We start from the raw sequence: 25,291 nt of genomic DNA on the forward strand, positions 1-25,291 counted from the left end.
GATTTCTCCTGTTAGTGGGCAACCGCAGCAGCGCCGTGTTCGTCGATCAACGCACCGTTGTGGAAACGGTCGATGGAGAAAGGTGCAGCCAATGGGTGCATTTCACCCTTGGCCAGGCTTGCGGCAAACACGTTGCCCGAGCCAGGTGTTGCCTTGAAGCCACCGGTACCCCAACCGCAGTTGAAGAACATGTTCGGCACCGGGGTTTTCGAGATGATCGGGCACGCATCCGGCGTGGTGTCGACGATGCCGCCCCACTGCCGGTTCATGCGTACGCGCGACAGCACCGGGAACATTTCGACGATGGCCTGGATGGTGTGCTCGATCACCGGGTACGAACCACGCTGGCCGTAGCCGTTGTAGCCGTCGATACCGGCACCGATCACCAGGTCGCCCTTGTCGGACTGGCTGATGTATCCGTGTACGGCGTTGGACATGATCACGCTGTCGATAATCGGCTTGATCGGCTCGGACACCAGCGCTTGCAGCGGGTGGGATTCGATCGGCAGACGGAAACCGGCGAGTTTGGCCATGTGCCCGGAGTTACCGGCAGTGACCACGCCGACGCGCTTGGCGCCGATGAAGCCCTTGTTGGTTTCGACGCCGATGCACACGCCGTTTTCCTTGCGGAAACCGATCACTTCGGTCTGTTGAATCAGGTCGACGCCCAAGGCGTCGGCAGCACGGGCAAAGCCCCAGGCCACGGCATCGTGACGGGCGACGCCGCCGCGACGCTGAACGGTTGCGCCCATGATCGGGTAACGGGTGTTCTTCGAGCAATCCAGGTACGGAATCTCGTCCTCCACCTGCTTGGCGTTGAGCAGTTCGCCGTCTACGCCGTTGAGGCGGTTGGCGCTGACCCGACGCTCGGAATCACGAATGTCCTGCAGGGTGTGGCACAGGTTGTAGACGCCACGCTGGGAGAACATCACGTTGTAGTTCAGGTCCTGGGACAGGCCTTCCCACAATTTCATCGCGTGTTCGTACAGGTGCGCCGATTCGTCCCACAGGTAGTTGGAGCGGACGATGGTGGTGTTGCGCGCGGTGTTACCGCCACCCAGCCAGCCTTTTTCGACCACGGCCACGTTGGTGATGCCGTGTTCCTTGGCCAGGTAGTAAGCGGTCGCCAGACCATGCCCGCCACCGCCGACGATGACCACGTCGTAGACCTTTTTCGGGGTCGGCGTGCGCCACATCTTCTGCCAGTTTTCATGGTGGCTGAGGGAGTGCTTGAAGAGGCCGAAGCCCGAGTAGCGTTGCATAGTCATTTACTCCAAAACTGCTCTCAGCGGTAAACCGGGAAGTCCGCGCACAGGGCTGCCACATTCTTCGCCACATCGGCCTCGACATCGGCATCGCCAAGGTTATCGAGGATGTCGCAGATCCAGCCGGCCAGCTCGACACACTGAGCGACCTTGAAGCCGCGGGTGGTGACCGCCGGGGTGCCGATCCGCAGACCCGAGGTGACGAATGGTGACTGTGGATCGTTCGGCACGGCGTTCTTGTTCACGGTGATGTGAGCACGACCCAAGGCGGCGTCGGCTTCTTTACCGGTGAGGCCCTGACGAATCAGGCTGACCAGGAACAGGTGGTTGTCGGTGCCGCCGGACACTACATCGTAGCCGCGTTTGATAAACACGCTGGCCATGGCCTGGGCGTTGTCGATCACTTGTTGTTGATAGGCCTTGAAGCCGGGCTCCAGCGCTTCCTTGAAGCACACCGCCTTACCGGCGATCACGTGCATCAACGGGCCGCCCTGGCCGCCGGGGAACACCGCAGCGTTGAGTTTCTTTTCCAGCGCTTCGTTGGCCTTGGCCAGGATCAGGCCGCCACGTGGACCGCGCAGGGTTTTGTGAGTGGTGGTGGTGACCACGTCGGCATACGGCAGCGGGTTCGGGTACAGACCGGCGGCCACCAGACCGGCGACGTGGGCCATGTCGACGAACAGGTAAGCGCCCACTTTGTCGGCGATCTGACGGAAGCGTGGGAAATCCAGGGTTTTCGAGTAGGCCGAGAAACCGGCGATGATCATTTTCGGCTTGTGCTCGACCGCCATGCGCTCGACTTCGTCGTAATCGATCAGCCCGGTGACCGTGTCGATGCCGTACTGCACGGCGTTATAGAGCTTGCCGGAGAAGCTGACCTTGGCGCCGTGAGTCAGGTGACCACCGTGGGCCAGGCTCATGCCCAGTACGGTGTCGCCGGCCTGCAACAGGGCGAGGAACACCGCCGCGTTGGCCTGGCTGCCGGAGTGCGGCTGGACGTTGGCGTAGTCGGCACCGAACAGCTGCTTGGCGCGTTCGATGGCCAGGGCCTCGACCTTGTCGACGTGCTCGCAACCACCGTAGTAGCGTTTGCCCGGGTAGCCTTCGGCGTATTTGTTGGTCAGGCCGCTGCCTTGCGCTTCCATGACGCGTTTGCTGGTGTAGTTCTCCGACGCGATCAGCTCGATGTGATCTTCCTGACGTTGCTCCTCGGCGTTCATCGCTGCCAACAGTGCATCGTCATAACCCTGGATTTGGTCTTGCTTGCTGAACATCGCGTCTCTCCCAGCGGCGGCGGTGCGCCATTCGTCTCGGTGAGGCCTCTGCCCTAAGACAGTGCCCTTTGGATGCGATGGTATGGCCGGCGCAGACAGGCCAAATGCCTATGGACGCCACGCAAAGGTGCGTTTACGACATAGGGTGTGGCCGCGGGCTTGTGAGGGGGCTTGTCGGAACGCCGCATCGCCCCGTTCGGCTGCGAAGCAGTCGTAAAATCGGCTAGTGGGATTGTCCAGACAGACCGCATTCGCTGACTTTGGGCCTGCTGCGCAGTCCAGCGGGGGCAAGCCCCCTCGCCACAGGTGATGTGTTCCCCAGGGGATTACGCCAAGACTTCTCGAAGCGCCAAAAGCGCGAGGAAATGCAAGGGATAGAGCGCATACGCCCAACGACCCATCGGCGGCGGCGAGCAACGGCTCATATGCCGCAACAGCAGCAGGCCGATCAACGGCGCGACCAGACAGGCGGTGAGGCCGAGGATCGCCACGCTATTGCCATGAGCGACGCCGGGCAACAGCGTTTGCCACTGATTGGCCGCCAGGCACACCAGACCCGGCAACAGGCTGAAATACCAAGGCCGTCGCAGCACCAGCAGGGTTGCCAACGGCAGCAAGACTCCGAAAAAGCCGAACATCAGTCGCTCCGGGAACAGTGCAGCCAGCAGCAACGCCGCCACCGCCAGCAGCTGCGCCTGAGCCGTCCGATGCTGCCAGCCTCGCGCAACCAGCAAGCCCAGCATCAGGGTCGGCAGCACGTTGAGGGTGTCCGGGTCGGGAATGAACAGCCGATAGGGAATCTCGCTCAGCAGGCTGAACAGCAGGAGCCAGCCCAGGTAACGCCATTGCCCTCCGGCGCCCGGTCGGACAGCCCGGGCCAGATTGCACGCGATCGCCAGGCAGAACCACGGAAACGCCAGGCGTCCGGGCACGAAAAGCACATCGAGGCTCAAACCGACGTACCGCAGGTGATCGAGCACCATGCTCAACAGCGCCAGCCATTTGAGCAGATCCAGCGCACCGTCGCGGGCAGGTGTTGCAGGCTTCATGGAAGAGTCGCGCATAATCCCTCAAGCAGTTTGCATTTTTCCTACAGAAACTGGGCGTGTGCTACCCCGCCAATCTTGGGTAAAGTGCCCACCATCATCGACCACGCTGCTCTCAACCACGGAAGACGGCCATGACCGACAAGAGCCAACAATTCGCCAGCGACAACTATTCCGGTATCTGCCCTGAAGCCTGGGCCGCCATGGAGCAGGCCAATCATGGCCACCAACGCGCTTATGGCGACGATGAGTGGACCGCCCGCGCCGCCGATCATTTCCGCAAGCTGTTCGAAACCGACTGCGAAGTGTTCTTCGCCTTCAACGGCACCGCGGCTAACTCCCTGGCCCTGTCGTCGTTGTGCCAGAGTTACCACAGCGTGATCTGCTCGGAAACCGCCCACGTCGAAACCGACGAATGCGGCGCACCGGAGTTTTTCTCCAACGGCTCCAAGCTGCTGACCGCCCACACCGAAAACGGCAAGCTGACCCCGGAATCGATCCGCGAGATCGCCCTCAAACGCCAGGACATCCACTACCCGAAACCACGGGTAGTGACCCTGACCCAGGCGACCGAGGTCGGCAGCGTCTATCGCCCGGAAGAAATCCGCGCCATCAGCGCCACTTGCAAGGAGCTGGGCCTGAACCTGCACATGGACGGCGCGCGCTTCTCCAACGCTTGTGCGTTCCTCGACTGCTCGCCGGCAGACCTGACCTGGAAGGCCGGAGTCGACGTGCTGTGTTTCGGCGGCACGAAAAACGGGATGGCGGTGGGTGAGGCGATTCTGTTCTTCAACCACAAGCTGGCCGAAGACTTCGACTACCGCTGCAAACAGGCCGGGCAGCTTGCTTCAAAGATGCGTTTCCTCTCCGCCCCCTGGGTCGGCATCCTGGAGAACGATGCCTGGCTCAAACACGCGCATCACGCCAACCACTGCGCGCAACTGCTAAGCAGTCTGGTCTTGGACATCCCTGGCGTGGAATTGATGTTCCCGGTGGAAGCCAACGGGGTGTTCCTGCAACTCTCGGAACCGGCCATCGCCGCCCTGACAGCCAAGGGCTGGCGCTTCTACACCTTCATCGGCAATGGCGGCGCGCGCTTTATGTGCTCGTGGGACACCGAGGAAGACCGGGTGCGAGAGCTGGCGGCCGATATTCGCGAAGTGATGTCGCACTGAATCCACCCAAGGGCTGGCTTGCGGCTACCCCATCAGCAAGGTTTGCCCGGCCGGCAAACCTTTGATCTGGAGTCAAATATCTTGTTCGGATAAGGCTATTTTTCCGCACGAGTGAAACACCGACACTGCGCTCCTGATTGAAATCACTGGAGTTGCAGCCATGCCCATAGCCTTGCTCGCGCTGACCCTAAGCGCATTCGCCATCGGGACGACCGAGTTCGTCATCGTTGGTCTGTTACCCACCATCGGCGCCGACCTCGGGGTCGACCTGCCATCCGCCGGCCTGTTGGTCAGTCTTTATGCACTGGGCGTGGCCGTTGGCGCACCGGTGCTCACCGCGCTGACCGGCAAGGTACCGCGCAAACTCTTGCTGCTGTCGCTGATGGTGTTATTCACCCTCGGCAACCTGCTGGCCTGGAAAGCGCCGAGCTACGAATCGCTGGTCATTGCGCGAATCGTCACCGGGCTCGCCCACGGAGTGTTCTTCTCCATCGGCTCGATCATCGCCACCAGCCTGGTGCCCAAGGAAAAAGCCGCCAGTGCGATTGCGATCATGTTTACCGGCCTGACGGTGGCCCTGGTCACTGGCGTGCCGCTGGGCACCTTCATTGGTCAGCATTTCGGCTGGCGTGAAACCTTCCTTGCGGTCTCGGCCCTGGGTTTGATCGCCTTTATCGGCAGCCTGCTCTATGTGCCGAAAAACATCGCCCACAGCAAACCCGCTTCATTGCTGCAGCAGTTGCAAGTCCTGAAACAACCGCGACTGCTGCTGGTGTATGCCATGACCGCGATTGGTTACGGCGGTTCGTTCATCGCCTTTACCTACCTGGCGCCGATTCTTCAGGACATCTCCGGCTTCAGCGCGGGCACCGTCAGTCTGGTGCTGTTGGTCTACGGTATCTCGGTGGCTATCGGTAACATCTGGGGCGGCAAACTGGCCGACAAACGCGGCCCGATCAGCGCCCTGAAAATCGTCTTCGCCCTGCTCGCCGCCGTGCTCTTTGTATTGACCTTCACCGCCGGCAACCCTTGGCTGGCACTGGCCACTGTGTTGGTCTGGGGCGCGGTGGCGTTCGGCAATGTACCGGGTCTGCAGGTCTATGTAGTGCGTCAGGCCGAACACCACACGCCGAATGCGGTGGACGTGGCTTCCGGCCTCAATATCGCCGCCTTCAACCTCGGCATTGCCGGTGGTGCCTGGGGTGGCGGCCTGATCGTCGCCCACATGGGCCTGATTCATACCGCATGGATCGGCGGCCTGGTAGTGCTGGTCGCCCTGGCGTTAACCGCATGGAGCGGTCGCCTTGATCGTCTCGGGCCGGTGAACCTGCCGAAGGTATGGCACGGGTGGTGACCGGTCATTGATCCACAGCCGCTGAATCAACGCAGCCGGCGTGGGAGCGGGCTTGCTCGCGATGGACTCAAGGGCGACGCGGTTATTCAGGAAACACGCGTTATCGTTAACGTCCATCGCGAGCAAGCTCGCTCCTACAAGAGCCCGTCCGTAATCCCGGCGAAACTTTCCGGCTCACAACACAGTCATGAAAAGAACGGAGGTGATTCGGCGAAACACGACGGGAGGTCACATGGCGGCGATTCATATCGGTATTTCCGGCTGGCGCTACAAGCCTTGGCGAGGCAGCTTCTACCCCGAAGGATTGACCCAGAACCGTGAGTTACAGTTCGCTTCGCGGGCGGTCAACAGCATCGAAATCAACGGTTCGTTCTATGCGTTGCAAACGCCTCAGCGCTATGCGGACTGGTACGCCGACACCCCAAACGATTTCGTTTTCAGCGTCAAGGCGCCCCGCTACATCACCCACATTCTTCGTCTGCGGGACGTTCACAAACCCTTGGCCAATTTTTTTGCCTCCGGGGTACTGGAGCTCAGAGAAAAACTGGGGCCGATCCTTTGGCAATTCCCCCCGAGCTTCAAGTTCGACCCCGAATTATTCGAAGCCTTTCTCGCCCAGATCCCGACGAATACCCAACAGGCAGCGGATCTCGCCCATCAGCATGAATCCCGCCTGAACGGCAAAGCCAGCATGAAGGCCCACGGAAAAAAGCCGCTACGGCACGCCGTGGAGATCCGTCACGAAAGTTTTGCGGTCCCGGAGTTTGTCGGCTTGCTCAAGCGTTATGACGCTGCGCTGGTCATCGCCGATACGGCCGGCAAGTGGCCCTACCGTGAAGACCTGACCAGTGACTTTGTCTATATGCGCCTGCATGGTGACAAACAGCTCTACGCCAGCGGTTACACCTGCGAGGCGCTGAAACGCTGGGGCGATCGAATCGACGCCTGGAGCCACGGCAAACAACCGGCCGATGCACAGTTGATCGACCACCAGCAAAAGCCCAAGGCGCGAAAAACCCGCGAGGTGTTCTGTTATTTCGACAATGACCTCAAGGTTCGCGCGCCCTTCGATGCCCGCAGCCTGCTGCAGCGCCTGGGTCTGGATGCCGCACTGGCGACCGAGCCGGGCAAGTCGCCGGAACCCGGGGTATTGCCATGAGCCTGCGGGAGCCGACAAGCGAACATTGCGATATCACACCAGGTACCACGGCGGTCTGCCGCTTCACGGTGCTGACCGTCAATATTCACATGGGTTTTACCGCCCTGAACCGACGCTTTATCTTGCCGGAACTGCGCGAAGCGGTGCGTAGCGTGTCCGCCGATGTGGTGTTTCTCCAGGAAGTGCACGGCATCCACGAGCGGCATCCACGGCGCTACAGCAACTGGCCGACGATGCCACAGTACGAGTTCCTCGCCGACAGCATCTGGCCGCAGTTCGCCTATGGGCGTAACGCGGTGTACCCCGACGGCGACCACGGCAATGCGCTGCTGTCGAAGTTCCAGATCATTCGCCATGACAATCTCGACGTATCGATCTCCGGACGGGAAAACCGCGGGCTGTTGCATTGCGTATTACGCTTGCCCGGTGACGGCCGTGAAGTACACGCGATTTGCGTCCACCTTGGGTTGCGCGAAACCCATCGCCGCCAGCAGTTGCAGCTCTTGGTGCAGCGCTTGGGAGAAATCCCGGCAGACGCACCGCTGATTGTCGCCGGTGATTTCAACGACTGGCGCCTGCGTGCCGATGAGCTGCTCAACCCCTGCGGTTTGCGCGAAGTGTTCACCGAGCTACAGGGTAAACCGGCGCGCAGTTTCCCGGCGCGGCTGCCGGCGTTGCGTCTCGACCGGATTTACGTGCGCAATCTGAAGGTGCAGCATCCAAAAGTATTGAAGGCACGCCCTTGGTCGCATCTGTCTGATCATGCACCGCTGTCGGCGGAGGTCGAGCTATGAGCAGCACGCCGATGGAAAAAAATCCGCTGGACCACTTATCCACAACCCAATCCCTGCGGGACCGGGCGTTTGAAGATATCGAATACGGTTGGCAGAGCAATAACCGGGTCGAGCTGCTGGAAAATGGCGAAGCGTATTTTCCCAGAGTGTTTGAAGCCCTGCGCCAGGCGCAGAACGAAATTCTCATCGAGACCTTCATTCTGTTCGAGGACAAGGTTGGCAATGAGCTGCAAAGCATCCTGATCGAAGCAGCACAACGAGGCGTGCGGGTCACCATGAGCCTGGACGGATTCGGCTGCGGCGAGCTGAGCACTGAATTCCTGGCGGCCCTGAGCGCTGCCGGAGTACGCCTGCAAATATTCGATCCGGCGCCGCTGACCCTTGGCTTGCTGCGGACTAACTGGTTCCGTCGCCTGCATCGCAAGATAGTGGTGGTCGACGGCGAAATCGCCTTCCTTGGCGGGATCAATTTTTCCGCTGATCACCTCGCCGACTTCGGCCCCGAAGCCAAGCAGGATTACGCGGTCGAGGTGCAGGGGCCGGCGGTGGTCGACATCCATCATTTTGCCCTGCTGCAAAGTGGCCGGCCGGCCCATGCCAAATATTGGTGGCAACGCCGCCGCAGACGTCGCTCGGAATTGGCCTTCACCGAACATGATGGTCAGGTGCGACTGGTCTATCGCGACAATCGCGAACATAAGACGGATATCGAAGAGGTTTACCGGCAGGCCTTGCGCAGAGCAAAGCGTCGGGTGGTGATCGCCAACGCCTACTTCTTTCCGGGCTATCGCTTGCTGCGCGAAATCCGCAACGCGGCACGACGGGGGGTCGAGGTACGACTGATTCTGCAAGGCCAGCCAGACATGCTGGTCGCCAAACTCGCCGCGCGCATGCTCTACGACTACCTGCTGAAGGACGGCGTGACGATCTATGAGTACTGCGACCGGCCGCTGCATGGCAAGGTCGCGCTGGTGGATGAGGAATGGAGCACCGTCGGTTCGAGCAACCTGGACCCATTGAGCCTGTCGCTGAATCTGGAAGCCAACGTGCTGATTCGCGACCGCGAGTTCAATCGCGAACTGTTCGAGCGCCTGGACCAACTGAGCCGCGAGCACTGCAAGTGCATGCCGCAAAACCGCTCCCCGCGCGGACTGCTATGGCGGATGACGATAGGCTTTCTGGTGTTCCACTGCCTGCGGCACTTTCCGGCCTGGGCGGGTTGGCTGCCGGCGCATAAACCGCGTCTCAAGCCCTTTGCCCACCCGCTGCAAACGTCGAAAGCCACCCGGGAGCAAGCGCCATGAGCCACTCCGATTCACACCCGGAGCAACAGGATGCGGCCCAGGCTAAACACGGCTGGAAACGCTGGAAGCGGCCACTGACGATGTTGTTCTTTTTACTGCTGATCGTGCTGTTCACCTTGCTCGCAAGGCGTATCGACTGGAGCGAGGTAATCGACACCCTGGCCGACTTCAAGGTGCGCACGCTGATCATCGCTGCCGGCCTGACGCTGGTGAGTTTCCTGGTGTACGCCTGCTTTGACCTGATCGGCCGCACCTATATCCGGCAGAATCTGGGCTGGCGACAGATTCTGCCGGTGGGAATCATCAGCTATGCCTTCAACCTCAACCTCAGCGCCTGGGTCGGCGGTATTGCCATGCGCTATCGGCTGTATTCACGACTGGGAGTGAGTACCGGAAATATTGCAAAAATTCTCGGACTGAGCCTGGCCACCAACTGGCTGGGTTACATGCTGCTGGCCGGATCGGTGTTCAGCAGCGGGCTGGTCAGGCTGCCCCCCAGCTGGAAGCTCAGCAGCGATGCATTGCAGGGGGTGGGCTTGCTGTTGCTGCTGCTGAGTGCGAGCTATCTGGTGGCCTGCCGCTTTTCCCGGCGCCGCACCTGGACCCTGCGCGGTATCGAAATCAACCTGCCTTCGCTGCGCATGGCCTTGTTGCAATTGTTCCTCGGGGCGCTGAACTGGTCGTTGATGGCCGCGGTGATTTTCACGTTACTGCCCAAGCAACTCGACTACCCGGTGGTGCTGGGAGTGTTGCTGATCAGCAGCATTGCCGGGGTGATTACTCATATCCCGGCCGGGCTCGGGGTGCTGGAAGCAGTGTTCATCGCGATGCTGCAACATGAGGTGTCACGGGGCAGTCTGCTGGCCGGGCTGATCGCCTATCGCGCGGTTTATTTCATTGTGCCGCTGCTGATTGCGCTGGTGATGTACCTGGTGGTCGAGGCCAAGGCCAAGGCGCTGCGGGTGGAGAAGAAGCCTGCGAGGTGACCTGAGATTTGTGGTGAATAAGCGGCCGTCATTGTGGCGCCGTCCAGCTCGCTCGTCATTGCGACTGAATACGGCTCAACCGCTCGCCCACCACCATTTCGGTAATCCAGCCCACCAGGATTGAGGTGTAGGCCTGCTGGGAAATCGGGTCGCTCAATGCATGATCGGCGCCATCAATGATCCGGTGGGTCAGCGAGTGGGTCTGCTGACAGGCCGCGCGATAACTCATGATGGTGGCGTGGGGTATATGTTCATCATGTTCGGACTCAACGATCAGCACGTCCCCGGTAAACTCGGCACAGGATTGCAGCGCACGGTTGCTGCCGGCATGTACCCGGCTGCTGCGGTAATCGAACAAGTCGGCTTTATCCAGGTCACGCTTGGGTGTGAGCCACAGGTCGTCGCGGTACAGGGCTGGAACTCTCAGCGCCAGCCAGCGCACCGGGCGCAATGAGGTCAGGATGCTTGCCAGGTACCCGCCATAGCTGGTGCCCACCACGGCGACCGCCGAGGTGTCGATGGCCGGATGAGCGAGCAAGCGGTCATAGGCCGCAAGCAAGTCCCGCAGGTTGTCTTCCCGGGTCACCTGCGTCAAAGCTATGCCGTTGCCTGCATGGCCGCGCAGGTCGAAGGTCAGGCACACGCAACCCAGCCCGGCAATGCCTTTGGCCCGTTCCAGGTCACGCTCCTGGCTGCCGCCCCAACCGTGCACAAATAACACCCCAGGGACTTTCGATTTGGGACTGAGGAAGGTCCCAGTCATCTGCTCATGGTCGATCTCGATCTGAATCGTTTCGCTTCTAGCCGTCATAGGATTTGACCGTTACGTACTTGAGAAGAAAATCGCTGCTTTCAGCCGGGCCACGGAACACTTCGATGGCATCCGCCGGTAACGCCTGTTGAGTATAGGTTTCCACCGAGGATACGCGGATGGCGCGCATTCCCGGGTCATTGACGAACGCCTGCAGCGCCGCCACTTCCGCGCTGCTGGCGCCACCCATGCGCCACGACTGTTCCAGCACGCCACTGCGCCGCTGGCCATCGGCATCCAGACCCTGGGCAATGTCGTAATTACGCCGCGAGGCGAAGAATGCCGGATAGGCTTCATCCGCCGCGGCATCGAATACCTGGGCCTGGCGGATGGCCAGACGCTTGTCATCCGGCAGCTCGAGGGCGAGCAACTCGTCGTAGCCGCCCTGCACTACCAGCAGGTCCGAGCCGCCGTAGACCTTTTCGCCAAGGCCGTCTTCCGTCAGGTACTGCTCGCCACAGTAGCTCAGGTGTTTGCCGGCGATAGCGGTCTGGCCAACGCTGTGGGTCATGACGTTTTGCAAATCCTGCTCGAGCACCACGCCTTCGGCGAACAGCTTGGCGGCTTCCGGGTGGGCAATGATTTCATCGAACTGATCGAGGCTGTTGATCACTTTCTGCCCCCTACCGGCACAGCCGTGAATCGGTTTCATCCGGATCGGCCCGCTGTAGAGCAAATGGATTGCCGCCGGCCGGGCATCTTTCAATGAAAAAACGCTGACGCCGTCCAGCACCACCGTGCGAACTCTTTCGCAAAACAACGGCGCCCAGCCTTCAGGCGCCACCGCGTCTTTGTTCAACAGGCCATGGGTGATGGCTTTGGTGCAGATAAAGTCGTGCTCAACGTAGCCGCCCCACAGGTCTTCCGGGCCCTTGATGCCGAATTGCCGTGCGTCTTCTGCGCCGACGATGGTTTGCGTGGGCAGCAGATAGAGATCGCGAGAGGCATGACGTTCGGCGTCATAACTGCCGCCGAACTTGAGTCCGAGGATGTGCGCCAACCATCGAGCCAGTGCACGGTTGGTTTCGACTTCATGGAACGGCGCCTGGGGGCGGACCGAGTGGGCAACCACCAGTTTCTTCCGTTGTGCCGGGGTCATGTGTCCCCCTTGGCCTTGTGCGTAATGGGTGTCCCGGGATAGGTGCAGGGATCAGGCCAACAGACCATCCCGGAACAGGCTCCGCTGATTAGTGGTCTGCCGACAGCTACTGGCATTTGGCCTCTCGTATTTTGCACGACCGCGATCAGGGGCAACGCATTTTGCACGACCGCGGCTTTATCCCCGTGCGGCCATCGCCGGAGCACTGACACCGAAACGGCTCCGGTAATCACTCGGGGCAAGCCCGGTGATCTTCTTGAACATCGCGCGAAAAGCACTCGGGTCCTGATAGCCGACGGTCCAGGCAATATGGTCGATGGTGTCGTTGGTGAATTCGAGCATTTCCCGGGCCTTGCCGACCCGCAGATGCTGACAGTACTCGGTGGGTTTCAGGCCAGTCGCCGTCCGAAAGCGGCGCAGGAAGGTACGCTCCTCCAGCCCGGCCCGCTGCGCCATGCTGCTCAGGGACACGTCGACCGCACCGCTGGCCTGCAGCCAGTGCTGAACCTTCAGAATAGCGGCATCGCCATGACCAAGAATCGGTGAAAAATTGCTGCCGCACTGACTCGCGCTATCGCTGTGCTCGACCACCAGAAAGCGCGCGGTACTGGTGGCGATACTCGGCCCGAGCAACCGATCGACCAGCCGTAAACCCAGCTCGGACCAAGCCATGAGCCCGGCGGTGGTAATCAGGTCGCCGTCGTCGACTACCGGTTTGTCGGCATTGAGCTTGACCGCTGGATAACGCTCTGCAAATTTTTTCACCGAGGTCCAGTGAGTGGTCGCGCTGCGACCATCGAGTAGACCGCTTTGCGCCAACAGGATAGAGCCCACGCACACTCCGCCAAGGGTCGCGCCAACGGCGTGTTGCTGGCGAATCCAGCGCATCAGCGCCCGCGGCGCCTGGTCGTCGGAAAATCCGCCGATCGACGGCGGAATCAGTACCGCAACCAGCGCTTTATCAGGACCGGGATGGCTGTCAAACACCCGCCCGGGCACCTCATCGCCCTCGGCGCGCCAATGGCTAACCCGCAGTATCGGCAACTGCGACGCCCGATGCTCATCGGCGATGCGATTGGCCACCCCGAACAGGTCGGTCAAACCATGCACCGCCGCCATCTGCGCCCCGGGATAAATCAGCACACCGAGTTCGGCGACTGCGCGTTCCACGCCCATTGTCAGTTTTCCCCTCTCTATTGTCGGTGCGCCCAATCCTCGGACGCCCTGTCAGGCCCAATACTTGCTGCCCACCCCAGACACTCTTCGAGGAACCGGACATGGCCAAGCAAGCACTCATCGTAGTCGATATCCAGAATGACTACTTCCCCCAAGGCAAGTGGCCATTGGTCGGCGTCGAAGCCGCTGCCGGCAACGCCGCACGACTGATTCAGGCATTTCGCGAGGCGGGTGACTCGGTGGTGCACATTCGTCACGAATTCATCTCCGACGCAGCCCCATTCTTCACTCCTGGTTCTGAGGGCGCGCACCTGCACCCTAAAGTCATCAACTGCGCCGACGAACCGCTAGTGCTCAAACACTTCGTCAACTCGTTCCGCGAAACCGAACTACAGTCAATTCTCGACCAGCAGGGCATCGAGCAGCTGGTGATTGTCGGCAACATGAGCCACATGTGCGTCGACGCCATCACGCGCGCTGCGGCCGACCTTGGCTATCAGGTCACGGTGATCCACGACGCCTGTGCCACCCGCGATCTTGAGTTCAACGGTGTTGTTGTTCCGGCCGCTCACGTGCATGCCGCCTTCATGTCGGCCTTGGGCTTTGCCTATGCCAGCGTGGTGTCCACCAACGATTTCCTGACTGCCAGCCACTGACGCAAATTCATTGGAGACTACTGACATGGCAACGCTTACGACTCGCGAAGGCAATACTCTTTATTACAAGGATTGGGGCAGCGGACAACCGGTAGTGTTCAGCCACGGCTGGCCGCTGAGCGCCGACAGCTGGGAATCGCAAATGCTGCACTTCGCGGACAACGGCTATCGGGCCATCGCCCACGACCGGCGCGGCCACGGGCGCTCCAGCCAACCGTGGGACGGCAACGACATGGATCATTACGCCGATGATCTGGCCGAGCTGATCGAACACCTGGACCTCAAGGACGTGATCCTCTTCGGCTTCTCCACCGGCGGCGGCGAAGTCGCCCGCTACATCGGTCGCCACGGTACCGGACGCCTGGCCAAGGCCGGATTGATTAGCGCCGTGCCACCGCTGATGCTGAAAACCGACAGCAACCCCAAAGGCTTGCCCATCGAAGTTTTCGACGGCATCCGCGCCGGCTCCATCGCCGATCGATCGCAACTCTACAAAGACATCGCCAGCGGCCCGTTCTTCGGCTTCAACCGCCCCGGTGCCAAAGTCTCCCAGGGCTTGATCGACTCGTTCTGGATGCAAGGCATGATGGGCGGACACAAGAACACCCTGGACAGCATCAAGGCCTTTTCGGAAACCGATTTTCGCGAAGATCTGAAGAAATTCGACATCCCGACCCTGATCATCCACGGCGACGATGACCAGATCGTGCCGATCCAGGCTGCCGGACTGGAAAGCGCCAGGCTGATCAAACACGCCAAGCTGATCGTCTACCCTGGTGCGCCCCATGGGTTGACGGATACCCATAAGGAAAAGGTCAATGCCGATATGTTGAGCTTCGCTCAGCTTTAAGCGGCAAGTTTCAAGCGGCAAGTTAAAGCAAAAAACCCGCACTTCGTGATCCGAAGCGCGGGTTTTTTCAGCTTGCAGCTTGTGGCTTGAAGCTTGTTGCTGCTCTAGAACGGAATATCATCATCAAAGCTGTCGAAATCCGGAGCCGGCTGCGGTGCGGCCTGCTGTTGTGGCGCTGGACGCGACTCACGCTGAGGCTGCTGGGTCGGCTGCGGACGGGACTGCTGTGGACGCGGCGCCGAGTTGGACATGCCGCCCTGGCCTTGCTGGTCGCCCTGTTGTGGACGGCCGCCGAGCAGTTGCATGGTGCCTTGCATGTCGACCACGATTTCAGTGGTGTAACGCTTGATACCGTCTTTTTCCCACTCGCGGGTTTGCAGTTTGCCTTCGATGTAGACCTGCGAACCTTTACGCAGGTACTCGCCAGCAATTTCCGCAACCTTGCCGAACATCGACACACGGTGCCATTCGGTCTTCTCGACCTTCTGACCGGTTTGCTTGTCGGTCCACTGCTCGCTGGTCGCCAGACTCAGGTTGGTCACGGCGTTACCGTTAGGCAAGTAGCGAACTTCAGGATCCTGGCCGCAAGTGCCGACCAATATGACTTTGTTAACCCCACGGGCCATAACGTTCTCCTAGGCTTCGCACGTCGCCGGCGCCGGGTTGTTGACCAGGCGCTCGAGGGTCGTACGATCCAATAGTTCGGTGTCCAATTTGATATAAATGGCGGCCTCTTCGGCCACCACCACTGCATCTGTTACCCCAACAACGGCCTTTAAACGCTCGGTCAGACCTGATTCGCGGATGGCTTCAGGTGATAACGGCAAGCGCAGACTCGTAACATAGGGTGGTTCGCGCATGGTAACAGCAAAGGCCAGCCAGAGGGCAGCCAGACCTGCGCAGCCGAGGAACACAACTGACAGACCGCCATGCTGGAACAGCCAACCGCCCATGATCCCGCCCAGTGCCGAACCGAGGAACTGACTGGTGGAATAAACCCCCATGGCCGTACCCTTGCCGCCCGCCGGTGAAACCTTGCTGATCAGCGATGGCAAGGAGGCTTCCAGCAGATTGAACGCAGTGAAGAACACCACCGTACCAATCACCAGCGCCCGCAAGCTGTCGCCGAACTGCCAGAAGAATAGCTCAGTGAGCATCAGCGTACCGACTGCACCGAGTAAAACTCGTTTCATTTTGCGTTTCTTCTCGCCGTAGATGATGAACGGGATCATCGCGAAGAAGGAAATCAACAACGCAGTCAGGTAGACCCACCAATGCTCTTCTTTAGGCAACCCGGCTTTTTCCACCAGGGCCAGCGGCAAGGCGACGAAGCTCGACATCAACATCGCGTGCAACACAAAAATACCCAGGTCCAGGCGCAGCAGGTCCGGGTGTTTGAGCGTGGGTATCAGCGCCTGACGCGCAACGCCGGACTCGCGGTGCTGCAACGGGCCGGTGGAACGCGGCACCATGAACATGACGATCACGATGCCGAACAGCGCCATGCCACCCGTGGCGAGGAACAGCCCGGACAGACCGAAGGCGCGGGTCAGCAATGGTCCTACAACCATCGCGACAGCGAACGACAGACCGATCGTCATGCCGATCATGGCCATGGCTTTCGTCCGATGCTGTTCCCGGGTCAGATCTGACAGTAAAGCCATTACCGCCGCGGAAATCGCTCCGGCGCCCTGCAGGATTCGTCCGGCGATTACGCCCCAGATCGAATCGGCATTGGCTGCCAGCACACTACCGAGGGCGAAAATGATCAACCCCAGATAAATCACCGGACGTCGACCGATACGGTCGGAAATGAAACCGAAAGGAATTTGAAAAATCGCCTGGGTCAGGCCGTAAGCGCCAATCGCCAGCCCGATCAGGGCCGGGGTCGCTCCGGCGAGATCCATGCCATAGGTCGCCAGGACCGGCAACACCATAAACATGCCAAGCATACGGAAGGCGAACACCAGGGCCAGACCGCTTGCCGCGCGGGTCTCGCTGCCACTCATGCGTTCGCTGTGGGGATCGTGCATGGAAAAACCTCATGTGAACCGGCGGCGATTCTACCAGTCCCATCGATTGACGGGGTACATCGCGACGCTTTGACGCGCAGCTTTGATATATGGCTACGCCACGCTCATTTGATAGTGTGCATCCATCCAGTATTTGGCCTTATACTCCTACGTTTACGCCCGCCGAGCGAGGCCACTTTGGACAAGATCCTGATTCGTGGGGCCCGAACCCACAACCTGAAGAATATCGACCTGACCCTGCCACGGGACAAACTGATCGTCATCACCGGCCTGTCCGGATCCGGCAAGTCGTCCCTGGCTTTTGACACGCTGTACGCCGAAGGCCAGCGACGCTACGTCGAATCGCTGTCGGCCTACGCCCGGCAGTTCCTGTCGATGATGGAAAAACCTGACGTCGATACCATCGAAGGTCTGTCACCGGCGATCTCCATCGAACAAAAGTCGACTTCGCACAACCCGCGCTCGACCGTCGGCACTATCACCGAAATCTACGACTACCTGCGCCTGCTGTACGCTCGCGTCGGCATGCCACGCTGCCCGGACCACGATATCCCACTGGAGGCGCAGACCGTCAGCCAGATGGTCGATCTGGTGATGGCACAGCCCGAAGGCAGCAAGCTGATGCTGCTGGCGCCGGTGATTCGCGAGCGCAAAGGCGAGCACCTTTCAGTGTTCGAAGAGCTGCGCGCCCAGGGCTTCGTGCGGGCCCGGGTGAATGGCAAGCTCTGCGAGCTGGATGAGTTGCCGAAGCTGGATAAACAGAAAAAACATTCGATCGATGTAGTGGTCGACCGCTTCAAGGTTCGCCCCGACTTGCAGCAACGTCTGGCCGAGTCTTTCGAGACTGCCTTGAAACTCGCCGACGGCATAGCCCTGGTGGCGCCGATGGACGACGAGCCCGGCGAAGAAATCATTTTTTCCGCGCGCTTTGCCTGCCCGATCTGCGGCCACGCCATCAGCGAGCTGGAACCCAAGCTGTTCTCCTTCAACAACCCGGCCGGCGCCTGCCCGACTTGCGACGGTCTGGGGGTGAAACAGTTCTTTGATATCAAGCGCCTGGTCAATGGCGAACTGACCCTGGCCGAGGGCGCGATTCGCGGCTGGGACCGGCGCAACGTTTATTACTTCCAGATGCTCGGGTCACTGGCCTCCCATTACAAGTTCAGCCTGGAGGAGCCATTCAACGAGCTACCGGCTGATCAGCAGAAGTTCATTCTGCATGGCAGCGGTTCACAGAATGTCGACTTCAAATACCTGAACGACCGTGGCGACATCGTCAAACGCTCGCACCCGTTTGAAGGCATCGTGCCAAACCTGGAGCGACGCTACCGGGAAACCGAGTCGGCCTCCGTGCGCGAAGAACTGGCCAAGTTCCTCGCCACCCAGGCGTGCCCTGATTGTCGTGGCACCCGTCTGCGGCGCGAGGCGCGGCATGTGTGGGTCGGCGAGAAGACCCTGCCGGCGGTCACCAGCCTGCCGATTGGCGATGCGTGCGAGTACTTTGGCGGTCTGAAATTGACCGGTCGACGTGGCGAAATCGCCGACAAGATCCTCAAGGAAATCCGCGAACGCTTGCAGTTCCTGGTCAATGTCGGCCTCGACTACCTGTCCCTGGATCGCAGTGCCGACACCTTGTCCGGCGGCGAAGCCCAGCGTATCCGTCTGGCCAGCCAGATCGGTGCCGGCCTGGTCGGGGTGCTGTACATCCTCGACGAGCCGTCGATTGGCTTGCATCAGCGCGATAACGATCGACTGCTCGGTACGCTGAAACACCTGCGCGATATTGGTAACACGGTGATTGTGGTCGAGCACGACGAAGATGCGATTCGTCTGGCCGACTATGTGGTGGATATCGGCCCGGGTGCAGGTATACACGGCGGGCATATTGTCGCTGAAGGTACCCCGGCCGAGGTCATGGCCCACCCTGATTCACTGACCGGAAAATACCTGTCCGGCCGGGTGAAGATCGCAGTGCCGGCCAAGCGTACGCCGCGCAACAAGAAGCTCTCGCTATCGCTCAAAGGCGCCCGTGGCAACAACCTGCGCGATGTCGACCTGGATATTCCGATCGGCCTGCTGACCTGCGTTACCGGTGTGTCCGGCTCGGGCAAGTCGACGTTGATCAACAACACGCTGTTTCCGCTCAGCGCCACGGCACTGAACGGCGCGACCACCCTCGAGGCGTCGGCCCACGACAGCATCAACGGCCTGCAGCATCTGGACAAGGTGGTGGATATCGACCAAAGCCCGATCGGTCGTACCCCGCGTTCCAACCCGGCGACTTATACCGGGTTGTTCACACCGATTCGCGAGTTGTTCGCTGGTGTGCCGGAGTCGCGTTCCCGTGGTTACGGCCCGGGGCGTTTCTCGTTCAACGTCAAGGGTGGGCGCTGCGAAGCCTGTCAGGGCGATGGGCTGATCAAGGTCGAAATGCACTTCCTGCCAGACATCTATGTGCCGTGCGACGTCTGCAAGAGCAAGCGCTACAACCGCGAAACGCTGGAGATCAAGTACAAGGGCAAGAACATCCACGAAACCCTCGAGATGACCATCGAGGAAGCACGGGTGTTCTTCGATGCGGTTCCCGCTCTGGCGCGCAAGCTGCAGACGTTGATGGATGTTGGCCTGTCCTATATCAAGCTGGGACAATCGGCGACCACCCTGTCCGGCGGCGAGGCGCAGCGGGTCAAGCTGTCCCGCGAATTGTCCAAGCGTGATACCGGCAAGACCCTGTATATCCTCGACGAGCCGACCACTGGCCTGCACTTCGCCGATATCCAGCAACTGCTCGACGTGCTGCATCGCCTGCGCGACCACGGCAACACTGTGGTGGTGATCGAACACAACCTGGACGTAATCAAGACCGCCGACTGGCTGGTGGACCTGGGTCCTGAAGGGGGCTCCAAGGGCGGACAGATCATTGCTGTCGGCACCCCCGAAGAAGTAGCGGAAATGGAACAGTCGTACACCGGCTACTACTTGAAGCCGCTGCTGGAACGCGACAGGGCCTGAAGCCAATGAAAAAGCCCCTGTCACTTGTTCAGTGACAGGGGCTTTTTTGTGGGAGCGGGCTTGCTCGCGATGGCATCACCGCAGTGACTCAGACAAACCGCGTTGCCTGCATCGCGAGCAAGCCCGCTCCCACAGTTAGAACTGCGACTGCAGGTAGTTCTCCAGACCGATCAACTTGATCAGACCCAGCTGTTTTTCCAGCCAGTAGGCGTGATCTTCTTCGGTGTCAGCCAACTGCAGACGCAGGATTTCGCGGCTGACGTAGTCCTTGTGCAGCTCGCAGAGCTCGATGCCCTTGCACAGTGCGGCACGCACCTTGTATTCCAGGCGCAGGTCGCAGGCAAGCATCTCAGGCACCGTGGCGCCGACGTCGAGATCTTCCGCACGCATTCGCGGTGTGCCTTCGAGCATCAGGATCCGCCGCATCAGGGCGTCAGCGTGTTGGGTCTCTTCTTCCATCTCGTGGTTGATGCGCTCGTAGAGCTCGGTAAAGCCCCAGTCCTCATACATCCGCGAATGGATGAAATATTGATCACGCGCCGCCAGTTCGCCCGTCAGCAACGTGTTGAGATAATCGATTACATCCGGGTGCCCTTGCATCGCCTGAATCTCCCTGCTTGAAAGTCTATAGTTTGAACCAAGCTGACTTGCAGGTCACTCGTCTATCGCAATAAAAGCGAAGATAATCTTAGAAAAGCAGGTTAAATAACGCAAAAACCGCCTAAATGAAGGCGGTTCTGCTTCTCGTTTAGACTCAGTTAAGCGCTACGCCCAAGGCCGTTGCGACTCCTTCTCCATAAGCGCTATCTGCCTTGAAGAAATGCTGTAGCTGACGCTGGACGACATCGGCCGAAACCCCAGCCATGGCACCTGCGATGTTGTTGACCAGCAGGGTTTTCTGCTCGTCGTTCATCAAACGGAACAAGGCACCGGCGTGACTGTAGTAGTCGGTGTCTTCGCGATGATCGTAACGATCTGCCGCGCCGCTCAGGGCCAGCGGCGGTTCGGCGTATCGCGGAGCCTGTTTTGGTGCATCGGCGTAGCTGTTGGGCTCGTAGTTCGGAGTTCCGCCGCCGTTGCCGCCAAAGGCCATGGAGCCATCACGCTGGTAAGTATTGACCGGGTTGCGTGGGGCATTCACCGGCAGTTGCTGGTGATTGGTGCCGATACGGTAACGGTGTGCGTCCGCGTAGGCGAATACGCGACCCTGGAGCATGCGATCCGGCGACAGACCGACACCCGGCACCATATTGCTTGGCCCAAACGCCGCCTGCTCGACTTCAGCGAAGTAGTTCTGCGGGTTGCGGTTCAGCTCCAGTTCACCGACTTCAATCAGCGGGAACTCCTTCTGCGACCAGGTCTTGGTCACATCAAACGGGTTCTCGTAGTGCGCCGCAGCCTGGGCCTCAGTCATGATCTGAATGCACACGCGCCATTTCGGGTATTCACCGCGCTCGATCGCACCAAACAGGTCGCGCTGGGCGTAATCGGGATCAGTGCCGGCCAGGCGTGCAGCTTCTGCCGGAGCCAGGTTCTTGATGCCTTGCTTGGTTTTGTAGTGCCATTTCACCCAGTGCCGCTCGCCATTGGCGTTGATCAGGCTGTAGGTATGGCTGCCGAAGCCGTGCATGTGGCGGTAGCCGTCCGGAATCCCGCGATCCGAGAACAGGATGGTGACCTGATGCAGCGCCTCAGGTGAGTGCGACCAGAAGTCCCACATCATCTGTCCGCTCTTCAGATTGCTCTGCGGCAAGCGCTTTTGGGTGTGGATAAAATCGGGGAATTTAAGCGGGTCACGGATAAAGAACACCGGGGTGTTGTTGCCGACGATGTCCCAATTGCCTTCTTCGGTATAGAACTTCAACGCGAAGCCGCGTGGATCGCGCTCGGTATCCGCGGAGCCGCGCTCGCCACCTACAGTAGAGAAGCGCAGGAAGGTCGGGGTTTGCTTGCCGACAGACTCAAACAGCTTGGCGCTGGTGTACTGGGTGATATCACGGGTCACCGTGAACGTACCGTAAGCACCCGAACCCTTGGCATGGACACGCCGTTCCGGGATGTTTTCGCGGTTGAAGTGGGCAAGTTTCTCGAGCAGATGAAAATCGTCGAGCAGCAGCGGGCCACGGGGGCCGGCGCTACGGGAATTCTGGTTATCGGCGACAGGAGCGCCACTGGCTGTCGTTAGCGTTTTATTCTGGCTCATGCTCAAACTTCCTCTGTCAGTTTTTGACTACCGGCTAATCGGCTGGGAGGGAGTATTGACCACCAAAGTGACATCCATCAAATTCATTAAATTGTGGGCTTCGATAGAAAATAACTAACGAAGCCAATGAACAGATAGGAGATTTGCGTATCGAGCAGACACAAAAAACCGGGCACTAGGCCCGGTTTTTTGTATTTTACGTCTTACTCAGCAGATACAGCTTCACCGCCGACAGGACGATCAATCAACTCGACGTACGCCATAGGCGCGTTGTCGCCAGTGCGGAAACCGCACTTGAGGATGCGCAGGTAGCCACCCTCACGGGTAGCATAACGCTTGCCCAGGTCGTTGAAGAGCTTACCAACGATGGCTTTCGAACGAGTACGGTCGAAGGCCAGACGGCGGTTAGCCAGGCTGTCTGTCTTGGCCAAAGTGATCAGCGGCTCAGCAACGCGACGCAGTTCTTTGGCTTTTGGCAGTGTAGTTTTGATCAGCTCGTGCTCGAACAGCGACACCGCCATGTTTTGAAACATGGCCTTGCGGTGCGAGCTGGTACGGCTCAGGTGACGACCACTTTTACGATGACGCATGGTTCATTCCTTACCAAACTCACGTTCGGTGATTACGACGATCAGGCAGTCGCCTTGTCGTCCTTCTTAAGACTTGCAGGCGGCCAGTTGTCGAGGCGCATGCCGAGGGACAGACCGCGGGAGGCCAGAACGTCCTTGATTTCAGTCAAGGATTTCTTGCCCAGGTTCGGAGTCTTCAACAGTTCTACTTCGGTACGCTGAATCAGGTCGCCGATGTAGTAAATGTTTTCCGCCTTAAGGCAGTTAGCCGAACGTACAGTCAGTTCCAGATCGTCAACCGGGCGAAGCAGGATCGGATCGATCTCGTCTTCTTGCTCGATTACCACTGGCTCACTGTCACCTTTGAGGTCGACGAACGCAGCCAACTGCTGTTGCAGGATGGTTGCAGCACGACGGATAGCCTCTTCAGGATCCAGGGTACCGTTGGTTTCCAGATCAATAACCAGCTTGTCCAGGTTAGTACGCTGCTCGACACGGGCGTTTTCCACCACGTATGCGATACGGCGAACCGGGCTGAACGAAGAGTCAAGCTGCAAGCGACCGATGCTGCGGCTTTCGTCTTCATCGCTCTGACGCGAGTCGGCCGGTTCATAACCACGACCACGAGCTACAGTGAGCTTCATGTTCAGGGCGCCGTTAGACGCCAGGTTAGCGATTACGTGATCGGGATTAACGATCTCGACATCATGATCCAGCTGAATATCGGCAGCGGTAACCACCCCCGAACCCTTCTTCGACAAGGTCAGCGTAACTTCGTCACGGCCGTGCAGCTTGATAGCCAGACCTTTAAGGTTCAACAGGATTTCAATTACGTCTTCCTGTACACCTTCGATGGCGCTGTACTCGTGGAGCACACCGTCAATCTCGGCCTCGACTACTGCACAGCCGGGCATTGAGGACAACAGGATGCGGCGCAGCGCGTTGCCCAGGGTGTGGCCAAAACCACGCTCGAGAGGCTCGAGAGTGATCTTGGCGCGGGTTGGACTGACAACCTGCACATCAATGTGACGGGGTGTCAGGAACTCATTTACCGAAATCTGCATGGATGCACCTATTTTCTAGCCCTTACTTGGAGTAGAGCTCGACAATCAGGCTTTCGTTGATGTCGGCGGACAGATCACTGCGAGCAGGAACGTTCTTGAAAACGCCCGACTTCTTCTCAGTGTCTACTTCTACCCATTCTACGCGGCCACGTTGGGCACACAGATCGAGAGCTTGGACAATGCGAAGCTGGTTCTTTGCTTTCTCGCGAATCGCGACCACGTCACCAGCACGAACCTGGTACGACGGGACGTTTACGGTCTGACCGTTAACGCTTACGGATTTGTGCGATACCAGCTGACGGGATTCGGCACGAGTCGAACCAAAGCCCATACGGTATACAACGTTGTCCAGACGGCATTCGAGCAGCTGCAACAGGTTTTCGCCAGTTGCGCCTTTCTTGCCAGCAGCTTCTTTGTAGTAGCCGCTGAATTGACGCTCGAGAACGCCATAGATACGACGGACTTTCTGCTTTTCACGCAGTTGGGTGCCGTAATCGGACTGACGACCGCGGCGTTGGCCGTGGATACCAGGTGCTGCTTCAATGTTGCACTTCGATTCGATCGCGCGCACGCCGCTCTTCAGAAAGAGATCGGTGCCTTCGCGACGAGCGAGTTTGCATTTTGGACCAATGTAACGAGCCATTCTTTACAATCTCCTGATTACACGCGGCGCTTCTTCGGCGGACGGCACCCGTTGTGCGGGATTGGCGTCACGTCGGTGATGCTGGCGATCTTATAGCCACAGCCGTTCAATGCACGGACAGCGGACTCACGACCTGGACCTGGACCTTTGACGTTGACGTCGAGGTTTTTCAGGCCATATTCCAGCGCAGCTTGACCAGCACGTTCAGCAGCTACTTGAGCAGCGAACGGGGTGGACTTGCGAGAACCGCGGAAACCCGAACCACCGGAGGTAGCCCAAGAAAGCGCATTACCTTGACGGTCGGTGATGGTCACGATTGTGTTGTTAAAAGACGCGTGGATGTGGGCGATGCCATCAACCACTGTCTTTTTGACTTTTTTACGAGGACGAGCAGCAGGTTTTGCCATGATTAATTTCCTGTCGATTCGCTGGGGCGATTACTTGCGGATCGGCTTACGCGGACCTTTACGGGTACGCGCGTTAGTCTTGGTACGCTGACCGCGTACTGGAAGACCACGACGATGACGCAGACCGCGATAGCAACCGAGGTCCATCAAACGCTTGATTTTCATGTTGATTTCGCGACGCAGGTCACCTTCAGTGGTGAACTTCGCCACTTCGCCACGCAGCTGTTCAATCTGCTCGTCGCTCAGATCCTTGATCTTTGCGGCTGGGTTTACCCCAGTCACTGCACAAATTTTCTGTGCAGTAGTGCGACCAACACCATAGATGTAGGTCAGCGAGATAACAGTGTGCTTGTTATCTGGAATGTTAACGCCTGCAATACGGGCCATTCAGTGGGACTCCAATTGACAGCT

Annotated in this window: 23 protein-coding genes and 1 pseudogene; 9 read left to right on the forward strand and 15 right to left on the reverse strand. The window is 59.4% G+C overall.

What is annotated here, in order from left to right; genetic code table 11:
- Positions 1-11: 11 nt before the first annotated feature.
- The 3 genes from ACA064_RS28480 to ACA064_RS28490 all read right to left on the reverse strand — a co-directional run bounded on the left by ACA064_RS28480 (position 12) and on the right by ACA064_RS28490 (position 3,603).
- The gene (locus tag ACA064_RS28480) at positions 12-1,262 is read right to left on the reverse strand and encodes a sarcosine oxidase subunit beta (RefSeq protein ID WP_497671104.1); all 1,251 of its coding nucleotides are present in this window, start codon (positions 1,260-1,262) and stop codon (positions 12-14) included.
- 23 nt (positions 1,263-1,285) lie between these two features.
- Positions 1,286-2,539, reverse strand: coding sequence for a serine hydroxymethyltransferase (gene glyA / locus ACA064_RS28485; RefSeq protein WP_497671105.1), 1,254 nt, complete (start codon positions 2,537-2,539; stop codon positions 1,286-1,288).
- 326 nt (positions 2,540-2,865) lie between these two features.
- Positions 2,866-3,603: a TraX family protein gene (locus ACA064_RS28490; RefSeq protein ID WP_497671106.1), complete on the reverse strand. Its 738-nt coding sequence runs from the start codon at positions 3,601-3,603 to the stop codon at positions 2,866-2,868.
- A 116-nt stretch (positions 3,604-3,719) separates the two neighbouring features.
- On the opposite strand from ACA064_RS28490, the gene ACA064_RS28495 reads away from it, so the two are divergent.
- The 6 genes and pseudogenes from ACA064_RS28495 (at position 3,720) to ACA064_RS28520 (ending at position 10,357) form a co-directional block, all read left to right on the forward strand.
- On the forward strand, positions 3,720-4,760 hold the full coding sequence (locus ACA064_RS28495; RefSeq protein WP_497671107.1) for a threonine aldolase family protein: 1,041 nt from the start codon (positions 3,720-3,722) through the stop codon (positions 4,758-4,760).
- Positions 4,761-4,920: 160 nt separating this feature from the next.
- A pseudogene (locus tag ACA064_RS28500) lies at positions 4,921-6,125 on the forward strand (MFS transporter).
- Between the two features lie 221 nt (positions 6,126-6,346).
- Positions 6,347-7,273 (forward strand): DUF72 domain-containing protein, encoded by a 927-nt coding sequence (locus tag ACA064_RS28505; protein WP_497671108.1) that lies wholly within the window; start codon positions 6,347-6,349, stop codon positions 7,271-7,273.
- A complete protein-coding gene (locus ACA064_RS28510; RefSeq protein ID WP_497671109.1) occupies positions 7,270-8,067 on the forward strand; it encodes an endonuclease/exonuclease/phosphatase family protein in 798 nt (265 codons plus the stop codon). The genes ACA064_RS28505 and ACA064_RS28510 overlap by 4 nt, the downstream gene beginning before the upstream one ends.
- Positions 8,064-9,371 carry a cardiolipin synthase ClsB gene (clsB, locus tag ACA064_RS28515; protein ID WP_497671110.1) on the forward strand — a complete coding sequence of 436 codons (1,308 nt, stop codon included), beginning with the start codon at positions 8,064-8,066 and terminating at the stop codon, positions 9,369-9,371. Before ACA064_RS28510 ends, clsB begins: the two co-directional genes overlap by 4 nt.
- Positions 9,368-10,357, forward strand: a complete 990-nt coding sequence (locus ACA064_RS28520; RefSeq protein WP_497671111.1) for a lysylphosphatidylglycerol synthase domain-containing protein — start codon at positions 9,368-9,370, stop codon at positions 10,355-10,357. Before clsB ends, ACA064_RS28520 begins: the two co-directional genes overlap by 4 nt.
- Positions 10,358-10,412: 55 nt before the next feature.
- Here the strand turns inward: ACA064_RS28520 and ACA064_RS28525 are convergent, their stop codons facing one another.
- From ACA064_RS28525 to ACA064_RS28535, 3 genes are all read right to left on the reverse strand, one after another.
- Entirely contained in the window at positions 10,413-11,168 is a 756-nt protein-coding gene (locus tag ACA064_RS28525) for an alpha/beta hydrolase family protein (protein WP_497671112.1), read from the reverse strand.
- Entirely contained in the window at positions 11,158-12,267 is a 1,110-nt protein-coding gene (locus ACA064_RS28530; RefSeq protein ID WP_497671113.1) for a DUF3182 family protein, read from the reverse strand. Before ACA064_RS28530 ends, ACA064_RS28525 begins: the two co-directional genes overlap by 11 nt.
- A 177-nt stretch (positions 12,268-12,444) precedes the next feature.
- Positions 12,445-13,443 (reverse strand): GlxA family transcriptional regulator, encoded by a 999-nt coding sequence (locus ACA064_RS28535; protein WP_497671114.1) that lies wholly within the window; start codon positions 13,441-13,443, stop codon positions 12,445-12,447.
- A 101-nt stretch (positions 13,444-13,544) separates the two neighbouring features.
- On the opposite strand from ACA064_RS28535, the gene ACA064_RS28540 reads away from it, so the two are divergent.
- On the forward strand, positions 13,545-14,099 hold the full coding sequence (locus tag ACA064_RS28540; RefSeq protein ID WP_497671115.1) for a cysteine hydrolase family protein: 555 nt from the start codon (positions 13,545-13,547) through the stop codon (positions 14,097-14,099).
- A gap of 25 nt (positions 14,100-14,124) precedes the next feature.
- A complete protein-coding gene (locus tag ACA064_RS28545) occupies positions 14,125-14,949 on the forward strand; it encodes an alpha/beta fold hydrolase (protein WP_497671116.1) in 825 nt (274 codons plus the stop codon).
- Positions 14,950-15,053: 104 nt separating this feature from the next.
- On the opposite strand, the gene ACA064_RS28550 is transcribed toward ACA064_RS28545, so the two are convergent.
- Both ACA064_RS28550 and ACA064_RS28555 read right to left on the reverse strand, forming a co-directional pair.
- Positions 15,054-15,575 carry a single-stranded DNA-binding protein gene (locus ACA064_RS28550; RefSeq protein ID WP_497671117.1) on the reverse strand — a complete coding sequence of 174 codons (522 nt, stop codon included), beginning with the start codon at positions 15,573-15,575 and terminating at the stop codon, positions 15,054-15,056.
- A 9-nt stretch (positions 15,576-15,584) separates the two neighbouring features.
- Positions 15,585-16,982, reverse strand: coding sequence for an MFS transporter (locus ACA064_RS28555; protein WP_497671118.1), 1,398 nt, complete (start codon positions 16,980-16,982; stop codon positions 15,585-15,587).
- A gap of 177 nt (positions 16,983-17,159) precedes the next feature.
- Between ACA064_RS28555 and uvrA the strand changes: the two genes are divergently transcribed.
- Entirely contained in the window at positions 17,160-19,994 is a 2,835-nt protein-coding gene (gene uvrA, locus ACA064_RS28560; protein ID WP_497671119.1) for an excinuclease ABC subunit UvrA, read from the forward strand.
- Between the two features lie 135 nt (positions 19,995-20,129).
- On the opposite strand, the gene bfr is transcribed toward uvrA, so the two are convergent.
- The 7 genes from bfr to rpsM form a co-directional block, all read right to left on the reverse strand.
- Positions 20,130-20,594 carry a bacterioferritin gene (gene bfr, locus ACA064_RS28565; protein WP_497671120.1) on the reverse strand — a complete coding sequence of 155 codons (465 nt, stop codon included), beginning with the start codon at positions 20,592-20,594 and terminating at the stop codon, positions 20,130-20,132.
- A 154-nt stretch (positions 20,595-20,748) separates the two neighbouring features.
- Positions 20,749-22,197 carry a catalase gene (locus tag ACA064_RS28570; RefSeq protein ID WP_497671121.1) on the reverse strand — a complete coding sequence of 483 codons (1,449 nt, stop codon included), beginning with the start codon at positions 22,195-22,197 and terminating at the stop codon, positions 20,749-20,751.
- A 203-nt stretch (positions 22,198-22,400) separates the two neighbouring features.
- The gene (gene rplQ / locus ACA064_RS28575) at positions 22,401-22,787 is read right to left on the reverse strand and encodes a 50S ribosomal protein L17 (protein WP_497671122.1); all 387 of its coding nucleotides are present in this window, start codon (positions 22,785-22,787) and stop codon (positions 22,401-22,403) included.
- A 41-nt stretch (positions 22,788-22,828) separates the two neighbouring features.
- Complete coding sequence (locus ACA064_RS28580; RefSeq protein ID WP_003176403.1) at positions 22,829-23,830, reverse strand: DNA-directed RNA polymerase subunit alpha; 1,002 nt, start codon at positions 23,828-23,830, stop codon at positions 22,829-22,831.
- Positions 23,831-23,852: 22 nt separating this feature from the next.
- The gene (gene rpsD / locus ACA064_RS28585) at positions 23,853-24,473 is read right to left on the reverse strand and encodes a 30S ribosomal protein S4 (RefSeq protein WP_003210056.1); all 621 of its coding nucleotides are present in this window, start codon (positions 24,471-24,473) and stop codon (positions 23,853-23,855) included.
- 17 nt (positions 24,474-24,490) lie between these two features.
- Entirely contained in the window at positions 24,491-24,880 is a 390-nt protein-coding gene (gene rpsK, locus ACA064_RS28590) for a 30S ribosomal protein S11 (protein ID WP_002555466.1), read from the reverse strand.
- Between the two features lie 30 nt (positions 24,881-24,910).
- Positions 24,911-25,267: a 30S ribosomal protein S13 gene (gene rpsM, locus ACA064_RS28595; RefSeq protein WP_003186020.1), complete on the reverse strand. Its 357-nt coding sequence runs from the start codon at positions 25,265-25,267 to the stop codon at positions 24,911-24,913.
- Positions 25,268-25,291 lie beyond the last annotated feature (24 nt).

It is taken from the genome of Pseudomonas sp. LBUM1658, assembly GCF_059716055.1.

Excerpts from the sequence above, each read along its gene's own strand:
- ACA064_RS28490 (WP_497671106.1), bottom strand. The coding sequence starts at position 3,603 with ATGCGCGACTCTTCCATGAAGCCTGCAACACCTGCCCGCGACGGTGCG.
- ACA064_RS28480 (WP_497671104.1), bottom strand. The coding sequence starts at position 1,262 with ATGCAACGCTACTCGGGCTTCGGCCTCTTCAAGCACTCCCTCAGCCAC.
- rpsM (WP_003186020.1), bottom strand. The coding sequence starts at position 25,267 with ATGGCCCGTATTGCAGGCGTTAACATTCCAGATAACAAGCACACTGTT.
- ACA064_RS28520 (WP_497671111.1), top strand. The coding sequence starts at position 9,368 with ATGAGCCACTCCGATTCACACCCGGAGCAACAGGATGCGGCCCAGGCT.
- ACA064_RS28530 (WP_497671113.1), bottom strand. The coding sequence starts at position 12,267 with ATGACCCCGGCACAACGGAAGAAACTGGTGGTTGCCCACTCGGTCCGC.
- ACA064_RS28525 (WP_497671112.1), bottom strand. The coding sequence starts at position 11,168 with ATGACGGCTAGAAGCGAAACGATTCAGATCGAGATCGACCATGAGCAG.
- clsB (WP_497671110.1), top strand. The coding sequence starts at position 8,064 with ATGAGCAGCACGCCGATGGAAAAAAATCCGCTGGACCACTTATCCACA.
- ACA064_RS28535 (WP_497671114.1), bottom strand. The coding sequence starts at position 13,443 with ATGGGCGTGGAACGCGCAGTCGCCGAACTCGGTGTGCTGATTTATCCC.
- ACA064_RS28555 (WP_497671118.1), bottom strand. The coding sequence starts at position 16,982 with ATGCACGATCCCCACAGCGAACGCATGAGTGGCAGCGAGACCCGCGCG.
- glyA (WP_497671105.1), bottom strand. The coding sequence starts at position 2,539 with ATGTTCAGCAAGCAAGACCAAATCCAGGGTTATGACGATGCACTGTTG.
- ACA064_RS28550 (WP_497671117.1), bottom strand. The coding sequence starts at position 15,575 with ATGGCCCGTGGGGTTAACAAAGTCATATTGGTCGGCACTTGCGGCCAG.
- bfr (WP_497671120.1), bottom strand. The coding sequence starts at position 20,594 with ATGCAAGGGCACCCGGATGTAATCGATTATCTCAACACGTTGCTGACG.
- ACA064_RS28540 (WP_497671115.1), top strand. The coding sequence starts at position 13,545 with ATGGCCAAGCAAGCACTCATCGTAGTCGATATCCAGAATGACTACTTC.
- ACA064_RS28495 (WP_497671107.1), top strand. The coding sequence starts at position 3,720 with ATGACCGACAAGAGCCAACAATTCGCCAGCGACAACTATTCCGGTATC.
- rpsK (WP_002555466.1), bottom strand. The coding sequence starts at position 24,880 with ATGGCAAAACCTGCTGCTCGTCCTCGTAAAAAAGTCAAAAAGACAGTG.
- ACA064_RS28545 (WP_497671116.1), top strand. The coding sequence starts at position 14,125 with ATGGCAACGCTTACGACTCGCGAAGGCAATACTCTTTATTACAAGGAT.
- ACA064_RS28510 (WP_497671109.1), top strand. The coding sequence starts at position 7,270 with ATGAGCCTGCGGGAGCCGACAAGCGAACATTGCGATATCACACCAGGT.
- ACA064_RS28570 (WP_497671121.1), bottom strand. The coding sequence starts at position 22,197 with ATGAGCCAGAATAAAACGCTAACGACAGCCAGTGGCGCTCCTGTCGCC.
- rpsD (WP_003210056.1), bottom strand. The coding sequence starts at position 24,473 with ATGGCTCGTTACATTGGTCCAAAATGCAAACTCGCTCGTCGCGAAGGC.
- ACA064_RS28505 (WP_497671108.1), top strand. The coding sequence starts at position 6,347 with ATGGCGGCGATTCATATCGGTATTTCCGGCTGGCGCTACAAGCCTTGG.
- rplQ (WP_497671122.1), bottom strand. The coding sequence starts at position 22,787 with ATGCGTCATCGTAAAAGTGGTCGTCACCTGAGCCGTACCAGCTCGCAC.
- ACA064_RS28580 (WP_003176403.1), bottom strand. The coding sequence starts at position 23,830 with ATGCAGATTTCGGTAAATGAGTTCCTGACACCCCGTCACATTGATGTG.